This is a genomic window from Rheinheimera sp. NSM, assembly GCF_052380015.1.
Taxonomy (GTDB): domain Bacteria; phylum Pseudomonadota; class Gammaproteobacteria; order Enterobacterales; family Alteromonadaceae; genus Alishewanella.
Genome location: NZ_JBQTCI010000007.1, coordinates 1 through 15,814, shown reverse-complemented (window position 1 = coordinate 15,814; position 15,814 = coordinate 1). Strand labels below are relative to the sequence as shown.

At 51.2% G+C, this 15,814-nt stretch carries 18 protein-coding genes; 10 read left to right on the top strand and 8 right to left on the bottom strand.

The features are described 5' to 3' along the window. Nucleotides 1–25: 25 nt before the first annotated feature. The gene (gene pepQ / locus ACTZWV_RS16920; RefSeq protein WP_444787668.1) at nucleotides 26–1,351 is read left to right on the top strand and encodes a Xaa-Pro dipeptidase; all 1,326 of its coding nucleotides are present in this window, start codon (nucleotides 26–28) and stop codon (nucleotides 1,349–1,351) included. A 22-nt stretch (nucleotides 1,352–1,373) separates the two neighbouring features. Then, entirely contained in the window at nucleotides 1,374–2,825 is a 1,452-nt protein-coding gene (locus tag ACTZWV_RS16915) for a TrkH family potassium uptake protein (protein WP_444787667.1), read from the top strand. Here the strand turns inward: ACTZWV_RS16915 and trkA are convergent. From trkA to def, 4 genes are read right to left on the bottom strand one after another with little or no spacing between them, the layout of a single operon-like run. After that, the gene (trkA, locus tag ACTZWV_RS16910; protein ID WP_305557502.1) at nucleotides 2,822–4,198 is read right to left on the bottom strand and encodes a Trk system potassium transporter TrkA; all 1,377 of its coding nucleotides are present in this window, start codon (nucleotides 4,196–4,198) and stop codon (nucleotides 2,822–2,824) included. The genes ACTZWV_RS16915 and trkA overlap by 4 nt on opposite strands. After that, nucleotides 4,195–5,514, bottom strand: a complete 1,320-nt coding sequence (rsmB, locus tag ACTZWV_RS16905) for a 16S rRNA (cytosine(967)-C(5))-methyltransferase RsmB (protein ID WP_444787666.1) — start codon at nucleotides 5,512–5,514, stop codon at nucleotides 4,195–4,197. The genes trkA and rsmB overlap by 4 nt, the downstream gene beginning before the upstream one ends. Next, entirely contained in the window at nucleotides 5,511–6,467 is a 957-nt protein-coding gene (gene fmt, locus ACTZWV_RS16900) for a methionyl-tRNA formyltransferase (protein WP_444787665.1), read from the bottom strand. Before fmt ends, rsmB begins: the two co-directional genes overlap by 4 nt. 12 nt (nucleotides 6,468–6,479) lie before the next feature. Further along, nucleotides 6,480–6,995: a peptide deformylase gene (def, locus tag ACTZWV_RS16895; protein WP_305557511.1), complete on the bottom strand. Its 516-nt coding sequence runs from the start codon at nucleotides 6,993–6,995 to the stop codon at nucleotides 6,480–6,482. A 123-nt stretch (nucleotides 6,996–7,118) separates the two neighbouring features. Here def and ACTZWV_RS16890 point away from each other — a divergent pair, with 123 nt between their 5' ends. Genes ACTZWV_RS16890 through ACTZWV_RS16875 form a run of 4 tightly spaced genes read left to right on the top strand, consistent with a single transcriptional unit; the run spans nucleotide 7,119 to nucleotide 10,377 of the window. Beyond that, complete coding sequence (locus ACTZWV_RS16890) at nucleotides 7,119–8,228, top strand: LysM peptidoglycan-binding domain-containing protein (protein ID WP_444787664.1); 1,110 nt, start codon at nucleotides 7,119–7,121, stop codon at nucleotides 8,226–8,228. A gap of 26 nt (nucleotides 8,229–8,254) precedes the next feature. Continuing rightward, nucleotides 8,255–9,346 (top strand): DNA-processing protein DprA, encoded by a 1,092-nt coding sequence (dprA, locus tag ACTZWV_RS16885; protein WP_444787663.1) that lies wholly within the window; start codon nucleotides 8,255–8,257, stop codon nucleotides 9,344–9,346. Nucleotides 9,347–9,348: 2 nt separating this feature from the next. After that, nucleotides 9,349–9,822 (top strand): DUF494 family protein, encoded by a 474-nt coding sequence (locus tag ACTZWV_RS16880; protein WP_173502609.1) that lies wholly within the window; start codon nucleotides 9,349–9,351, stop codon nucleotides 9,820–9,822. A gap of 15 nt (nucleotides 9,823–9,837) precedes the next feature. Further along, nucleotides 9,838–10,377, top strand: coding sequence for a topoisomerase DNA-binding C4 zinc finger domain-containing protein (locus ACTZWV_RS16875; protein WP_444787662.1), 540 nt, complete (start codon nucleotides 9,838–9,840; stop codon nucleotides 10,375–10,377). Nucleotides 10,378–10,393: 16 nt separating this feature from the next. Here ACTZWV_RS16875 and ACTZWV_RS16870 read toward each other — a convergent pair whose 3' ends face one another. Continuing rightward, a complete protein-coding gene (locus ACTZWV_RS16870; protein ID WP_444787661.1) occupies nucleotides 10,394–11,527 on the bottom strand; it encodes a 5-(carboxyamino)imidazole ribonucleotide synthase in 1,134 nt (377 codons plus the stop codon). Then, nucleotides 11,524–12,015 carry a 5-(carboxyamino)imidazole ribonucleotide mutase gene (gene purE, locus ACTZWV_RS16865; RefSeq protein ID WP_068237204.1) on the bottom strand — a complete coding sequence of 164 codons (492 nt, stop codon included), beginning with the start codon at nucleotides 12,013–12,015 and terminating at the stop codon, nucleotides 11,524–11,526. The genes ACTZWV_RS16870 and purE overlap by 4 nt, the downstream gene beginning before the upstream one ends. 119 nt (nucleotides 12,016–12,134) lie before the next feature. Between purE and ACTZWV_RS16860 the strand changes: the two genes are divergently transcribed. Beyond that, nucleotides 12,135–12,689 carry an L-threonylcarbamoyladenylate synthase gene (locus ACTZWV_RS16860; protein WP_444787660.1) on the top strand — a complete coding sequence of 185 codons (555 nt, stop codon included), beginning with the start codon at nucleotides 12,135–12,137 and terminating at the stop codon, nucleotides 12,687–12,689. Between the two features lies 1 nt (nucleotide 12,690). Continuing rightward, nucleotides 12,691–13,623 (top strand): oxygen-dependent coproporphyrinogen oxidase, encoded by a 933-nt coding sequence (hemF, locus tag ACTZWV_RS16855; RefSeq protein WP_444787659.1) that lies wholly within the window; start codon nucleotides 12,691–12,693, stop codon nucleotides 13,621–13,623. Here hemF and ACTZWV_RS16850 read toward each other — a convergent pair. After that, nucleotides 13,620–14,042, bottom strand: coding sequence for a group II truncated hemoglobin (locus ACTZWV_RS16850; RefSeq protein ID WP_444787658.1), 423 nt, complete (start codon nucleotides 14,040–14,042; stop codon nucleotides 13,620–13,622). The genes hemF and ACTZWV_RS16850 overlap by 4 nt on opposite strands. A gap of 29 nt (nucleotides 14,043–14,071) precedes the next feature. On the opposite strand from ACTZWV_RS16850, the gene aroE reads away from it, so the two are divergent. Then, nucleotides 14,072–14,890, top strand: coding sequence for a shikimate dehydrogenase (aroE, locus tag ACTZWV_RS16845; protein WP_444787657.1), 819 nt, complete (start codon nucleotides 14,072–14,074; stop codon nucleotides 14,888–14,890). Between the two features lie 4 nt (nucleotides 14,891–14,894). Beyond that, nucleotides 14,895–15,131, top strand: a complete 237-nt coding sequence (locus ACTZWV_RS16840) for a DUF1488 family protein (RefSeq protein ID WP_444787656.1) — start codon at nucleotides 14,895–14,897, stop codon at nucleotides 15,129–15,131. On the opposite strand, the gene ACTZWV_RS16835 is transcribed toward ACTZWV_RS16840, so the two are convergent. After that, nucleotides 15,128–15,661 (bottom strand): gamma carbonic anhydrase family protein, encoded by a 534-nt coding sequence (locus tag ACTZWV_RS16835; RefSeq protein ID WP_444787655.1) that lies wholly within the window; start codon nucleotides 15,659–15,661, stop codon nucleotides 15,128–15,130. The two genes, ACTZWV_RS16840 and ACTZWV_RS16835, sit on opposite strands and share 4 nt — an antisense overlap. Between the last annotated feature and the right edge of the window lie 153 nt (nucleotides 15,662–15,814).

Sequence of the window (15,814 nt, the reverse complement as noted above, 5' to 3'; positions counted from 1 at the left end):
TTTTCAGCCAACAGGTCAGACACTTATGACAGCTTCTTATCAAAGCCTGTATCAGGCCCATATTGCAGAATTACAGCAACGCACCCGCCGCTTGCTGGAGCGTGAGAATTTGCATGCGTTGGTGATCCACTCCGGCCAAACTCAGCGCAAGTTTCTCGACGATATGGATTACCCGTTTAAAGCCAACCCGTTGTTTAAAGCCTGGCTACCGGTAGTGGATAACCCGCATTGCTGGCTGATTGTTGATGGTGTAAACAAACCTAAACTGATTTTTTACCGGCCAAAAGATTTCTGGCATAAAGTGCCGGACGAACCGCAAGATTTCTGGGCAGAGCATTTTGATATTCAGCTGCTGGATAAAGCCAATAAAGTAGAAACCCTGCTGCCGTATGATAAAGCGCGGCTGGCCTATTTGGGTGAATACCTTGAGGTAGCCCGCGCCTTAGGCTTTAGCGAGATTAACCCCGAGCCGGTGCTGAATTTTATTCACTTTTACCGTGCTTATAAAACGCCATACGAGCAGGCTTGCCTGCGTATTGCCAATCGCATGGCCGTGGCCGGTCACAATGCCGCCAAAGCGGCGTTTTATGCCGGCGGCAGCGAGTTTGATATTCAGTTGGCCTATTTAGCGGCCGTAAAGCAAAGTGAAAACGAAGTGCCGTATGGCAATATAGTGGCGTTAAACCAGCACTGCGCCATTTTGCATTACACTGCGCTGGAGCGTCAGCTGCCACAGCAGCATCATTCGTTTTTAATTGATGCCGGTGCGGAGTTCCACGGCTATGCCGCCGATATTACCCGTACTTACAGCTTTAACCCGCAGGACGAATTTGCCAGCTTAATCAGTGCGGTAAACGAGGCCGAACTTAAGCTGGTAGATGGCTTAAAACCCGGATTGAAATACGGCGAGTTGCATATTCAGTGTCATCAGCTTATCGCGGAAATTTTGCAACAGTTTGATTTTGTTAAACTCTCGGCAGAGGCTATAGTAGAGAGCCAGATCAGCCGCACCTTCTTCCCGCACGGTCTGGGCCATCATTTAGGCCTGCAGGTACATGATGTCGGCGGTTTTATGGCCGATGAGCGTGGTACCCATGTGTCGCCACCGGACAGCCATCCATACTTGCGTTGTACCCGTACTATTGAAGCCAATATGGTGTTTACCATTGAACCCGGGTTGTATTTTATCGACAGCCTGCTGGCCGATTTAGCGGCCACTGAGTTTGATAAGTATATTAACTGGCAAAAAGTGGATGCCTTCCGTCGCTACGGCGGTATTCGCATTGAAGATGATGTGATAGTGCATCAGGATCGCAACGAAAATATGACCCGTGATCTGCAACTGGGTTAAGTCGTAAGGACGCCGCTAAGGTATGCAATACCGCTCGATAATCCGGATTTTGGGCCTGCTGATCGCCATCTTCAGTATCAGCATGGTACCTCCGGCCTTTGTGGCTTACTGGTACAAGGACGGTGCCGGCGTACCTTTTATGCTGTCTTTTGTGCTCAGCCTGGTGATCGGCTTTTTTATCTGGTACCCGAACCGGCGTTATAAAGCCGAGCTGAAAGTACGCGACGGCTTTTTAATCGTAGTGCTGTTTTGGATAGTGTTGGGCGCGGTAGGGGCAATTCCGTTTATGCTGGCCGGCAACCCGCATTTAAACCTCGCCGGTGCCATGTTTGAAGCCTTCTCCGGCCTTACCACTACCGGCGCCACTGTACTAACCGGTATAGAGTTTCTACCCAAAGCCATTTTGTATTACCGCCAGCAGTTACAGTGGCTAGGCGGTATGGGTATTATCGTATTGGCGGTAGCCATACTGCCGATGCTGGGCGTAGGCGGTATGCAGCTGTACCGTGCCGAAACACCGGGCCCGGTAAAAGATAACAAGATGACGCCGCGCATTGCCGATACCGCCAAACACCTGTGGTATATCTATCTGGCGTTAACGCTAAGCTGCATGCTGGCGTTTTATCTGGCCGGCATGAGTTGGTTTGATGCCATTTGCCATGCCTTTTCTACCGTGGCGATAGGCGGTTTTTCTACCTATGATGCCAGTATCGGCCATTTCCAAAGCCCGTTGATTAACAGTATCTGCGTGATTTTTCTGCTACTGAGTGCGGTGAATTTTCCACTGCATTTTGCCGCTATCCGTGGCAAAAGCGTCAGCACATACTTTCGTGACCCTGAGTTTAAAGCTTTTTTAGTGATTCAGGCGGCGCTGATCTTTATCTGCTTTGCCGTGCTATTGCACACCAACGTCTATAGCAACAGCGCGGATGCGCTAAACCACGCCGCGTTTCAGGCGGTGTCTATTTCTACTACCGCTGGTTTTGCTACCGACGGCTTTGCCGCCTGGCCGTTGTTTCTACCTATTTTACTGATCTTCTCCAGCTTTATCGGTGGTTGTGCCGGCTCTACCGGCGGGGGCTTAAAGGTGGTGCGGGTAGTGCTGCTGTTTTTGCAAGGCTCGCGTGAGTTAAACCGCTTGATCCACCCGCGTGCAGTCTACGCCATTAAGCTGGGGCGTCGCGCGGTACCGGATCGCATTGTTGAGGCGGTATGGGGCTTTTTTGCTGCATATGCGCTGGTGTTTGTGGTGACAATGCTACTGTTGTTACTGACCGGGCTGGATAACATTACTGCTTTTACCGCCACCGCCGCTTGTTTAAATAACCTGGGCCCTGGCTTGGGCGAAGTAGCTGCTAACTTTGGCAGTATTCCGGACACGGCGAAGTGGATACTGATTATCGCCATGGTATTCGGCCGGTTAGAGGTGTTTACTCTGCTGGTATTGTTTACCCCGGCCTTCTGGAAAGACTAGATAAAAATTGCGCTGACCTGGAACAGTTTTTCCACTTCAACGATATGCTTTTTATCGACCATAAATAGAATAATATGATCGTCGGTTTCTATTGCCGTGCTGTCATGTGCGATTAATACTTCATCACCACGCACTATGGCACCAATGGTAGTGCCTGGCGGTAATTTGATATTACCGATGGTTTTACCCACCACTTTGCTGGTATTGCTGTCGCCGTGTGCTATTGCTTCTATGGCTTCGGCGGCGCCGCGGCGCAGTGAGTACACATTAACAATATCGCCGCGGCGGATATGGGTTAGCAGCGCAGAAATAGTCGCCTGCTGCGGAGATACGGCAATATCCACCTCGCCACCTTGCAGCAAATCAACATAGGCGCCGCGTTTAATCAGCACCATGGTTTTTTGCGCGCCCATCCGCTTTGCCAGCATGGCCGACATAATATTGGCCTCATCGTCGTTGGTAACGGCAATAAACACATCTACCTGTTCAATGTTCTCTTCTTCCAACAACTCCGGGTCTGAGGCATCGCCGACATATACCACGGTATTGTCCAGTGCGCTGGACAAAAATTCGGCCCGTTCTTTACCGCGTTCAATCAATTTTACGCTGTGGGTTTTCTCCAGCGCCCGCGCCAGACCAAAGCCAACATTACCGCCACCGGCAATCATAATGCGGCGGTAGCTGCGCTCCAGTTTTTGCAGTTCGCTCATTACCGCGCGGATATGCTTGGTGGCGGCAACAAAAAACACTTCATCGTCGGCTTCAATAATAGTGGTGCCCAGTGGCTTTATCGCCGTGCCGCGGCGGTAAATTGCTGCCACCCGGGTTTCGATATTCGGCATATGTTCTTTTAACGCCGATAAGGCGTGGCCAACCAATAAGCCGCCGTAATAGGCTTTTACCGCTACCAGGCTGACTTTACCGCCGGCAAATTCCACCACCTGTAACGCGCCCGGGTAGTCAATTAAGCGGCGGATATAGTTGGTTACCAACGCCTCGGGCGCGATAAAATGGTCGACCGGCATATCATCTTTGTGGAACAGTTGGTCGCGGTATTTCAGGTATTGATTGGTGCGGATACGGGCAATTTTAACCGGAGTATTAAACATGCTGTAGGCCACCTGACAGGCGACGATATTTACTTCGTCGCTGTTGGTTACCGCCACTATCATGTCAGCATCTTCAGCACCGGCTTTTTTTAAAATATCCGGGTGCGAGCTGTGGCCATGCACAACCTGTAAATCGTATCTGTCTTGCAGCGCCCGTAACTTATCGGCGTTGATATCGACTACGGTAATATCATTTTGCTCACCCACCAGGTTTTCTGCCAGGGTGGCGCCTACCTGACCTGCACCTAAGATAATAATCTTCATTGTGTCTCGCTGCTGGTTGCCGATTTGCTTAACAGAGCATAGAAAAAACCATCCATATCCTGCTCGCCGGGTAAAATTTGCCAGCCAAATGGCTGCTCAGCTCCTTGTTGCGGCAGCTTAACCAAGCTGGCATCATTCTGCTGCTGTAAAAACTGCGCTATCTGCAAATTGTTTTCTGCCGGCAGTACACTGCAGGTAGCATAAAGCAGCTTGCCACCGGGCGCCAGCAAAGCCCAGCATTGTTGCAAAATGCGTTGTTGCAGCGCCACCAGCACATCTATGTCTGCCTTTTTGCGTAGCCAGCGGATATCCGGATGGCGGCGGATCACGCCGGTGGCCGAGCAGGGCACATCGAGCAAAATACGGTCGAACAGCTGGCCTTGCCACCATTGCTGTGGCTCGGCAGCGTCGGCGGCGATAACCGTGGCAGTAAGACCCAGCCGCGCCAGATTGTCATGCACCCGCAGTAAACGCTTGGGTTCTTTATCCAGAGCAGTCAGCTCCGCCTGTGGCGCCAGTTCCAGTAGATGGCAGGTTTTACCACCCGGTGCACAGCAAGCATCCAATATCCGTTGGCCGTCGTTAACATCGAGCAGCGTAGCCGCGTGCTGAGCCGCCGCATCCTGCACGGAAAACCAGCCTTCGCTATAGCCCGGCAAGCTGGTAACCTCTTGTGCCTGAGCCAGCTTAATGGCAGCCGGTAAGCCGGCCAGCGGCCTGCTGTAATCAATACCGGCGCGGGTGAGGGCGGCGGCGTAATCTGTCGGGTTAATCTTGCTGATATTGACCCGCAGCCATAGCGGTGCTTTTTGTTGGTTGGCTTCAAGCAACGCCTGCCATTGCCGGGGGTAAGCTTGCTGCAGCTGGTTAATCAGCCAGCCCGGATGGTTATACTGCACTGCCGCCGGCGCGGTAGAAAAATCAAACAGTTGTGGCTGGCGCTGTACATTGCGCAGCACTGCATTAATCAGCTTTGTCAGCGAATGGCCTTTCAGTTCGCGCGCCGCTTCCACTGTTTCGCTGATAGCGGCGTGATCCGGTATCCGCATAAACTTCAGCTGATAAATGCCGACATAGAGCAAAAACTGTAATGGCCGCAATTGTTTGATCAGCGGTTTAGTCATCAGCTGGCTGCATACTGCTTCAAGTTGCGGCAGGTAGCGCATTACGCCAAAGCAGATCTCCTGCAGCAGGGCTTTATCCGGCGCGTTATCCAGCAGCATTTGCGCTTTGGGTAGCGCTTCAGACAACGACATACCCTGGTCTATAACGTCAAAACTACAACGTGCGGCTAATACGCGAACATTACGGCTCATATGGCGCGGCCAATGACGCTGCCGGGTACCAGCCAGTCAGCACGGCCATTTAAAAAGTCTGCGGCCGACATGGCTTTTTTGCCGGGCGGTTGCAGTTGCGTAATCGCCAGCACGCCTTCACTGCAGGCAATGCGGATGCCTTGCTTCGTCGCCGTTAGCAGGGTACCCGGTGCCTTGTCGCTGGCAACGTGTTCTACGTGGGCTTGCCATATTTTGACACTGCCCTGCGGCAGCGTAATGTAGCTTACCGGCCATGGATTAAAGGCGCGGATCTCGCGCTGCAATGCGGCGGCGGTTTTGTTAAAGTCGAGCAGGGCTTCATCTTTGTGCAGTTTTTCGGCGTAACTGGCTTTGCTGTCGTCCTGAACTTGTGCCTGTTGCTGCAAGGCCGGCAAATCGCTCAGCGCCGCCAGCAGGGCTTTGGGTCCCAGTATGGCCAGCTTGTCGTACAACGAGGCACTGGTATCAGTGTCGTCTATGTTGCAGCTCGCTGTGCTTAACATGGCACCGGTATCAAGCCCGGCATCCATTTGCATAATGGTCACACCGGTTTGGGCGTCGCCGGCCCAAATAGCGCGTTGAATCGGCGCTGCGCCACGCCAGCGTGGCAGTAAAGAACCATGTACGTTAATGCAGCCCAGGCGGGGAGTATCCAGTACCGTTTGTGGCAAAATTAAACCATAAGCTACCACTACCATTAAGTCAGCGTTTAATGCAGCCAGCTCTTGTTGTGCGGGGGCTTTTTTCAGTGATTTAGGCTGATACACCGCTATGTTGTGTGCAAGCGCCAGCTGTTTTACTGCGCTGGGTTGCAGCTGCTGACCGCGGCCGGCAGGGCGGTCAGGTTGGGTATACACCGCTACTACCTGGTGTTCAGCTTCTAACAAGGCTTGCAAATGGCGCGCCGCGAAATCCGGCGTGCCGGCAAAAATAATACGTAAAGGAGTGGTCACGGTATATCCTGTTTAAAGCGCGTGGCGCTGTGCCATTTTGGCTTCTTTTTCCAGTTTTTTCCGGATGCGTTCACGCTTTAACGGCGACAGATAATCAATAAACAATTTGCCGACTAAATGGTCCAGCTCGTGCTGCAGGCAGATCGCTAACAAGCCATCGGCTTTTAATTCAAACCAATTGCCGTTTTTATCCTGAGCTTTTACCGTAACTTCTGCTGCACGTTCTACCGTGGCGTAGTTTTGCGGTACCGATAAACAGCCTTCTTCGTAGCTGGTTTCGCCGCTGCGGGCAATAATTTCCGGGTTGATAAACACCATAGGTTCGTTGCGATCTTCGGAGACGTCGATCACCACCACACGTTGATGCACGTTAACCTGAGTAGCCGCTAAGCCGATACCGTTTTCGTCGTACATGGTATCAAGCATATCTGCCACTAATTGCTGAATTTCAGCGTTAACTGTTGCAACGGGTTTGGCGATAGTGCGAAGTCTTTCGTCCGGAAAATGTAAAACATGTAAAACGGCCATAACACCTACAAAAATATGCGTTGTTTCAAAGGTTGTGGTATGTTTTAATTTTAGCCATTAATCCGCTGTATTAACAGCTTAGTGTGCAATAATTACAACAAGATCGAGCTGAAGGATGCTGGCATGCTGAAAAAATTTGCAATTGTGGTCACTCTGATAGTTATCAGTGGCTGGTTTACCGTGTTGGCGGATGTACTTAAAATCCGCGACGATGCGCCAGCCAGCTATGTAGTGAAAAAGGGCGACACCTTGTGGGACATTTCGGCACTCTATCTGAATGAACCCTGGCTGTGGCCGCAGTTGTGGCAAATGAACCCGCAAATTGATAACCCGCACCTTATTTTCCCCGGCGACACTCTTACCCTGGTGTTTGATGCTCAAGGCCGGCCACGGCTGATGGTCAACGATAATGTGAAACGGTTATCACCCGGCATTCGTAAAACGATGAAAGGCGGTGATGCAATAAGCACCTTGCCGCTGAGCATGATTCGGCATTATTTAACCTTTGAGCAAGCGCTGAGCGAAGAGCAAATTAATGCTTTGCCGTATGTGCTGGGCTCCAATGCCAATGTAAAACACTCGGTTGGTGATCATATTATTTATGCCAAAGGTGTACTGGATGCCGGCGCCTCTTATGGTGTGTACCGTAAAGGTAAGCCTTATATTGATAGCGAAACCGGTAACTTGCTCGGCTATGAAACTAATTTAATCGCTACGGCGCGAGCTTTTCGCACCGGCCGCGATGCTACGGAAGATACGCCCACGGAAGCGTCCTCATTAAATGTTCTTAGCGTAAAGCGTGAAATTAAACAGGGTGATCGTTTAATGCCGGCGCTGGAAGGCCAGGCGTTACCGGCGTTCTTTGTTATGACTAAACCGGATTTTGATGTTGCCGGTACTATTATTGACACCACGTCAAACCTGCGTGAATTTTCCAAGTGGGATATAGTGGTGTTAAACCGTGGTACTGTGCAGGATTTAAAAGCCGGCCATATGCTGGGTATTTACCGTAATTCGCCGGTTGTTATCGATGGTAAGGATGGCCCGGTCTATGTTGAAGATGCGAATAAACTGCAAAAAATGTTTAAGAACTTCGGTGATAGTACCATTGCCTTGCCACGCGAAAAAGTCGGTGAGTTAATGGTGTTTAAAGTGTCTGAACAAACCAGCTTTGCTATTGTTACCAAAACGCAGCGCCCAATCCGGGTGGGGGATCTAATCGCCAACCTGTAAGCCAATTTAGATGGAGCCGGTTTGTCATGGAGGATATCCGCAACTGGCTCGCTTTAGCTACTGTGCATGGCCAGGATGGCCTGAAGTTCCAACGTCTGAGCGAGCAAATCCCGTTAGCTGAGCTGGTAAAGTTACCGGCCAGCACCTTACGTAATGTTGGCTTTACCGAGCGTCAGGCGTATTTGCTGGCGCATGAGGCTAAGCCCAAAGTTGCTCACGCCCTGCAATGGTTGGAGCAGAGTGATACTCACCACGTTATTACTTACCAGGACCCACGTTACCCGGCATTGTTAAAGCAAACCAAACAACCGCCGCTATTGTTGTTTGTCAAAGGCGAGCCGCAAGTATTGGCGCAGCAACAGCTGGCCATGGTGGGCAGCCGCACGCCGACGCCCACCGGGCGTAAAGTGGCGCAGAGTTTCGCGGCAGAATTGTCACAGCAGGGCTATGTTATTACCAGTGGTATGGCGCGCGGTATCGACAGTGAAAGCCATAAAGGCGCCTTGCAGGCCGGCGGCTTAACTGTAGCGGTGCTGGGTCATGGTTTAGAGCAGGTGTATCCGTTATCCAACAAAGCGCTGGCACAGGCAATAGCAGAGCAGGGCGCGTTAGTGTCGGAATATTTTCCCGATGTGCAGGCCCGGGCTGAGTGGTTTCCGCAGCGTAACCGCATTGTTGTTGGTTTAAGTATCGGCACCATAGTGGTGGAAGCCGGCTTGAAAAGCGGCACCCTGATCAGTGCTAATCTGGCGGCGGAATACAGCCGCGATGTGTTTGCGGTGCCCGGTTCAGTGTATAGCCCGCAGTCGGCAGGTTGCCATGCGTTAATTCAACAAGGTGCTAAACTGGTGACATGCGTGGCCGATATATTAGAAGAATGGAGCTTTTTCGGTAAAAGTTGTCTAAAAAGTGCACCTGAACAGGAAAAAAGTGCTGAAACAGACTTGTTTGCCCGTCAGTTGTTGGCTAACGTAGGAGATGAAGTTACCGCAGTTGATTTGATTGCGCAGCGTGCCGGACTGGTAATTGCTGATGCAACTATAGCGCTGTTACAACTGGAGTTGGCTGGTGAAGTAGCAGCGGTTCCCGGTGGCTACATAAGAGTGAGGAGTGCCTGAGTATGTTTGATATCCTCGTTTACCTGTTCGAAAACTATATCCACAATGAATCTGACATTTACGTTAATCATGCCGATCTGACCAAAGAGTTAAGCCGGGCGGGTTTTCATGACGACGATATCTTCAAAGCGCTAAAATGGCTAGACAACCTGTCTGCGCTGCAGGAAAGTCATGTTAAGCCATACCTGTCAAAAGGCATCTCCAATGCTACCCGCATTTATTGCGCAGCGGAGCTGGCAAAAATGGATGTGGAGTGTCAGGGCTTTTTGTTGTTTCTGGAGCAAATTAATGTGCTGGATGCGGTTACCCGTGAGATGGTTATCGACAGGGTGATGGATCTGGACAGTAACAGCATTAGCCTGGAAGATTTAAAATGGGTGGTGCTGATGGTGCTGTTTAATGTACCGGGCCACGAAAATGCTTATGCCCAAATGGAAGATTTAATTTTTGATGAACCGGAAGGGCCGCTGCATTAAGCGGCCTTAGCCTTTATGACAGACGATTCGGCCTTGTTTGACCTGCCGCAACAGCAGCAGTTATGTCCGTTATGCCAGCAACCGCTGGCGATGAAATCAGGTAAAAACGGCCCTTTTCTTGGTTGCAGCGCTTATCCGGCCTGCAACTATATAAAAGCTTTGCACCAACATGAAACCAGCATAGTAAAAGTGTTGGACAGCGAAGCCTGTCCGCAATGCGGTAATGCACTGGCGGTAAAGAACGGCCGTTACGGCATGTTTATCGGCTGTACCGATTATCCGCGCTGTACTTTTGTCGTGCACGAGCACAGTGAGCAGCCGGACGCTGAGCGTCTGGCTTGCCCTAAGTGTAAACAGGGTCAGCTGACAGAGCGGGTAAATAAGTTTGGCAAAGCGTTCTGGGGTTGTGACAACTACCCCAAATGCAAGTTTTTGCTGAATGACAAACCTGTTGCCGGCAGCTGCGTCAGCTGTGGTTTCGGTTTATTAATTGAGAAAAAAGCCAGCGCGTACTGCGCTGATAAAAAATGCGGTGAAAAACAGCCGGCAGTTTAAGCTACCGGCCAGCTTATCAGTTTAACCGTGCTGCCATTTGTGCTAACTCAGGAAAAGCAGCCTCAGGCAATAGCGCGATCAATTGCTGAAAACGCTGCTTCAACTGAGCATTATCTGCTGCAGATACATTAATATGGCCCATCTTACGGCCGGCACGTTTGCTTTTACCATACCAGTGCAGGTGCAAGCCCGGCAGCGCCAGGATCTGCTCCGGTACAGTGTCTTCGCCAAGAATATTCACCATTAAGCTTGGGCGAATCAGGGCAGTACTGCCAAGCGGCAAACCGCAGACGGCACGCAAGTGTTGCTCAAACTGGCAGACATCGGCACCTTGCTGGGTCCAATGACCGGAATTATGTACCCGTGGCGCAATTTCATTGACCAGCAGCTCACCGTTTACATCAAAAAACTCAATCGCCAATACGCCAACGTAATTCAGCTGGTTTGCCACCGCAGTAAACATCTGTTGTGCTTGTTGTTGCAGCTGTTTATTGCCGGCTACTGCCAATGACACGCTAAGCACACCGTTGACATGGTGGTTTTCGGTCAGTGGATACACCTGCACCTCACCTTTGCTATTGCGGGCACCAATCAGTGAAACTTCGCGTTGGAACGGAATAAACTGCTCAGCTACGATAGCTTGTTTGCTATCGGCGGCCAGAAAAGCACTGATATCCTGCCACAATGCTGCAGCCTGTTCAGCTTGCTTTAACCGCCACTGGCCTTTGCCGTCATAACCGGCCAGCGCGCTTTTAAATACCAGTGGTAAGCCCAGCTTGCTGATCGCGGCTGTAAAATCGGTTTCGTTATTAATAATGTGATAACTGGCAGAGCGCACACCGGCGCTGTCCAGCAACTGCTTCTCTAACCGGCGATCGCCACCGGCTTTAATGGCCGTTTCACCCGGGAAAAACTTACCGCTTTGCTGACACTGCGCCAGTACCGGCAGCGGAATATGTTCAAACTCGGCAGTAACCACATCGGCATCAGCTATGGCATTGGCCAAGCCTTTACCGAGATTCTGCTGTGTTAATGGGCGCACTATGGCATCGCTGTTGACATCATAAGCGCTGATACTGATATTCAGCGGTGCACCGGCCAGTGCCATCATCCGCGCCAGTTGGCCGGCGCCCAATACTAATACCTTCATAACGGCACCTGTGACGGATCGGGCTGGCTTAATACCATATCGGTTTGCGCCTGGCGAAAGGCATCAATTTTTGTCATCAGCTCCGCGCTGTTTGTCGCCAGAATTTGTGCTGCCAGCAAGCCGGCATTGGCGGCACCGGCATCACCAATGGCCAGGGTGCCTACTGCTACGCCCTTTGGCATTTGCACAATCGACAGCAAAGAGTCTAAACCTTTAAGCGCTTTAGATTGCACCGGCACGCCCAATACCGGCAGGCTGGTAAAGGCCGCGGCCATGCCGGGTAAATGCGCTGCGCCACCGGCGCCGGCAATAATGACTTTTAGTCCGCGACTTGCGGCGCTGCTGGCATAATCGGCCAGTAACTGTGGTGTACGATGTGCGGAAACAACTTTGGTTTCATAGGCAATACCGAACTTATCCAGCATATCAGCGGCGTGCTTCATAGTAGGCCAGTCTGAGGTTGAACCCATGATGATGCCAACTTGCATTGTTGTTTCCTTCTGTACGTGATGAACTAAAAGCGTGAAGGCGCTATTATAGCCAGTTGCGCAACTGAAGAAAATTTTAACTGTGTTTTTCGTCTAATTATCCGGAGTAGTAGCAACAAATGGCAGAACAGCAGCTGGTTTTACAGGCCTTGCAACAAGGTGGCGTTATCGCTTACCCCACTGAAGCCGTTTACGGTTTAGGTTGCGACCCGGATAACGAGGCGGCGGTAATGGCGCTGCTGGCGATTAAACAGCGGCCGGTGGAGAAGGGGCTGATCTTAATTGCCGCTAACTATTCGCAGTTACTGCGCTATGTGGATGACAAAGCCATACCGCCGGAAAAGCGCTATCAGATATTTTCCAGCTGGCCCGGCCATATCAGTTGGGTGTTGCCGGCCAGCAAAACGGCGCCGAAGTGGCTTACCGGTCAGTTCGACAGCATTGCCGTGCGGGTCAGTGCTCATCCGGTGGTGCAGCAGCTGTGTAGCGCTTATGGCAAACCGCTGGTATCAACCAGCGCTAATTTATCCGGCCAGCCGGCCATTACCGACAAAGCTGAGCTGCAGCAAAGTTTGGGCGATAAGTTGTCTGCTATTATGCCGGGGCCCTTGGGTGGTGCCACACAACCCAGTCAAATTCGTGATGCCTTAAGTGGCAATATAGTAAGGAGTTAAGGTGACCAACAGCCAACCTCAGCATCATCTGGCCGCAGTGCAACAGTTTTTACAGCAATTGCAGGACAATATCTGCACTGCACTGCAGCTGGCAGATGGTAGCGCACACTTTGTTGAAGATGCCTGGCAGCGGCCTGAAGGCGGTGGCGGTAAAAGTCGCGTGCTAACCGGCGGTAAGGTATTTGAGCAGGCCGGGGTAAATTACTCGCATGTGTTTGGTGCCAATATGCCTGCGTCGGCTACGGCACACAGGCCTGAGCTGGCAGGGCGCAGCTTTAATGCCTGTGGCGTGTCGCTGGTGATCCATCCGAATAACCCTTATTTGCCTACTACGCATGCCAATGTACGGTTTTTTATTGCCGAAAAAGCCGGTGAAGCACCGGTGTGGTGGTTTGGCGGCGGTTTTGATTTAACACCTTATTACCCGTTTGAAGACGATGTTGTGCATTGGCATCAAACGGCTAAGGCAGCAGTTGAGCCCTTTGGTGCTGATTATTATCCGGCTTATAAAAAGTGGTGCGATGAGTATTTCTATTTAAAGCACCGCGACGAAACCCGGGGTGTTGGCGGGCTGTTTTTTGACGACTTAAATGCGGCGGGCTTCGAGCAGAGCTTTGCGCTGATGCGTGCTGTCGGCGAGGCCTTTATTCCGGCGTATTTGCCGATAGTGAAGCGGCGTAAAGATACGCCCTATGGCGAGCATCAGCGGCAGTTCCAGTTGTACCGCCGGGGCCGTTATGTTGAATTTAATCTGGTGTACGACCGCGGTACCTTATTTGGCCTGCAAAGCGGCGGCCGTACCGAGTCGATTTTAATGTCAATGCCGCCGTTGGTGCGCTGGCAATATGGCTATCAGCCTGAGCCCGGCAGTGCAGAAGCATTATTGTATGAACGCTATCTTAAACCGCAGGACTGGTTAAAGCTTCAGGCTTAACAATTAATCATATGGCTCGCCAGTTGGCCAATCGACTGGCGAATACCATCACGCAGCAATTTGTTCTCTACTACTTCATTCAGCGCGGTATCCATACAAAACATCCATTGATCACGCAGTTTTTCATCTACCGGGAAAGGTAAATGCCGCGCCCGCAGGCGGGGGTGGCCGTATTGCTGCTCAAACAACGGTGGGCCGCCGAGCCAGCCGGATAAAAACTGGAAAAACTTCTGCCGGATTGTATCCAGCGGCAGTGGGTGGATAGCGTACAGTTCAGCCGCTTCCGGTGCGGTTTCCATCACATCATAAAAGCGATTGGCCAGCTTACGAACTGTGTCTTCACCGCCCAGCATGGCGTAGGGCGTTTGCTCCGGTGTAGGATGCGGCTTGCTATTTGCCGTGGTTTTATTAAAAATCATCTGTACTAACTTCTTGATGGACATCACTTGTGGACCGTTATGCTGTATTCGGTAATCCGATAGGCCACTCAAAGTCGCCCTTAATTCATGCACAGTTTGCTGCCGCACTGGGCGAACAACTGCAATACGACGCCATTTTAGCACCGCTTGATGGCTTTGCCGACAGCTGGTATGGCTTTGTTGCCGCCGGCGGTAAAGGCGGTAATGTCACTGTGCCGTTTAAAGAGCAGGCGTATCAACTGGCTGGCGTATTATCACAGCGGGCAAAGCAAGCTGGTGCTGTGAATACACTTTATATAGATAGCGAAGGTAAACTCTGCGGCGATAATACCGACGGTATTGGCCTGGTGGCTGATCTGACACGGCTTGGCGTTACGCTTAATGGCATAACTGTATTGCTGCTCGGTGCCGGCGGTGCCAGTCGCGGTGCCATTGGACCGTTGTTGGATGCCGGTGTTAAGCAGCTGGTGCTGGCTAATCGCACTGTTAGTAAAGCACAAGCTATCGCGGCTAATTTCGGTGAGCATGTTAGGGCTTGTGGTTATGCCGATATACCATCGCAACCTTATCAGTTGGTGATTAATGCCACCTCATCCGGCTTAAGCGGTGAGCGACCATTAATCGCCGCGCAGCATTTACAGCACTGTCAGCTGGTATACGATATGCTATACGGCGCTGAACCCACGCCGTTTATGCAATGGGCAAAAGCTGAAGGTGTACCGCAGCAAGCAGATGGCTTGGGTATGTTATTGTCACAGGCGGCCGAAGCCTTTTATATCTGGCGCGGTAAGAGGCCGGATATCACGCCAGTGTTAGCTTTACTTAAACAGCAACTAAGCGGCAACTGAGCCAATGAACCAGCAACTTACCTTTAATAATGATTTTGCCTTTGATGCAACCCGGCAGGCTGTCAGCTTCAGCTGTCTTGTCAGTGGTTTAAAGGTGTGGTGTTTTATTGCATTGCCGTCAGAGCAAACGCCGGCGGTATTTCTACCGCAAGTTAAAGCAGACACCTTTAATTGGGAAGACCGCGCTGAACAGGCGATAGCCGACGACGCATACAGTGCCGCAGGCGAGATCTGGCTTTAAGCTTTTGCCAGATACTCGTTCTTCAATATTACATAGTTCGCTGCTGACTCCGCTAAAAAGGCTTTTTCAGCAGCATTTAACGGCCGCGCCTGTTTTACCGGGCTACCGACATATAAATAGCCACTTTGCAGGCGCTTGCCCGGTGGCACTAAACTGCCGGCGCCGATAATTACCTCATCTTCTACTACTACGTCGTCCATCACTATAGCGCCCATACCCACAAGGATGCGGTTGCCAAGAGAGCAGCCGTGCAACATCACTTTATGGCCTACGGTAACATCCTCACCGATAATGAGCGGTGAGCCGTCAGGTTTGCCGCGGCTTGGCCGGGATAAATGCAGCACCGAGCCATCCTGTATATTGGTGCGGGCACCAATACGGATATAGTTCACATCACCGCGCGCGGCTACTAAGGGCCAGATACTGACATCTTCCGCCAGTTCAATATCGCCAACCAGCACGCTGGATTCATCTATATACACTCCTGCTGCCAGTTTCGGTGTTATACCTTTATAAGCTCGTATCGTCATAATCTCCTCCAATGCTGCGTTATTATGCAGTAAATGTATTAAAAAAGCGCTTTTCGGCCAATTTTTCTGCGAACGATCTCAAAAGCACAAGTTTTCTTAAATAACCGCTTGCAGGTATTCTAAAACGCCCTATAATGCGCGCCATGCCACGGG

Bases quoted from the DNA above. Each gene is read 5' to 3' on its own strand.
- ACTZWV_RS16890 (WP_444787664.1), top strand. From the start codon at position 7,119: ATGCTGAAAAAATTTGCAATTGTGGTCACTCTGATAGTTATCAGTGGC.
- ACTZWV_RS16875 (WP_444787662.1), top strand. From the start codon at position 9,838: ATGACAGACGATTCGGCCTTGTTTGACCTGCCGCAACAGCAGCAGTTA.
- ACTZWV_RS16915 (WP_444787667.1), top strand. From the start codon at position 1,374: ATGCAATACCGCTCGATAATCCGGATTTTGGGCCTGCTGATCGCCATC.
- pepQ (WP_444787668.1), top strand. From the start codon at position 26: ATGACAGCTTCTTATCAAAGCCTGTATCAGGCCCATATTGCAGAATTA.
- ACTZWV_RS16840 (WP_444787656.1), top strand. From the start codon at position 14,895: ATGAACCAGCAACTTACCTTTAATAATGATTTTGCCTTTGATGCAACC.
- trkA (WP_305557502.1), bottom strand. From the start codon at position 4,198: ATGAAGATTATTATCTTAGGTGCAGGTCAGGTAGGCGCCACCCTGGCA.
- def (WP_305557511.1), bottom strand. From the start codon at position 6,995: ATGGCCGTTTTACATGTTTTACATTTTCCGGACGAAAGACTTCGCACT.
- ACTZWV_RS16880 (WP_173502609.1), top strand. From the start codon at position 9,349: ATGTTTGATATCCTCGTTTACCTGTTCGAAAACTATATCCACAATGAA.
- dprA (WP_444787663.1), top strand. From the start codon at position 8,255: ATGGAGGATATCCGCAACTGGCTCGCTTTAGCTACTGTGCATGGCCAG.
- ACTZWV_RS16860 (WP_444787660.1), top strand. From the start codon at position 12,135: ATGGCAGAACAGCAGCTGGTTTTACAGGCCTTGCAACAAGGTGGCGTT.
- ACTZWV_RS16870 (WP_444787661.1), bottom strand. From the start codon at position 11,527: ATGAAGGTATTAGTATTGGGCGCCGGCCAACTGGCGCGGATGATGGCA.
- purE (WP_068237204.1), bottom strand. From the start codon at position 12,015: ATGCAAGTTGGCATCATCATGGGTTCAACCTCAGACTGGCCTACTATG.
- rsmB (WP_444787666.1), bottom strand. From the start codon at position 5,514: ATGAGCCGTAATGTTCGCGTATTAGCCGCACGTTGTAGTTTTGACGTT.
- ACTZWV_RS16850 (WP_444787658.1), bottom strand. From the start codon at position 14,042: ATGATTTTTAATAAAACCACGGCAAATAGCAAGCCGCATCCTACACCG.
- ACTZWV_RS16835 (WP_444787655.1), bottom strand. From the start codon at position 15,661: ATGACGATACGAGCTTATAAAGGTATAACACCGAAACTGGCAGCAGGA.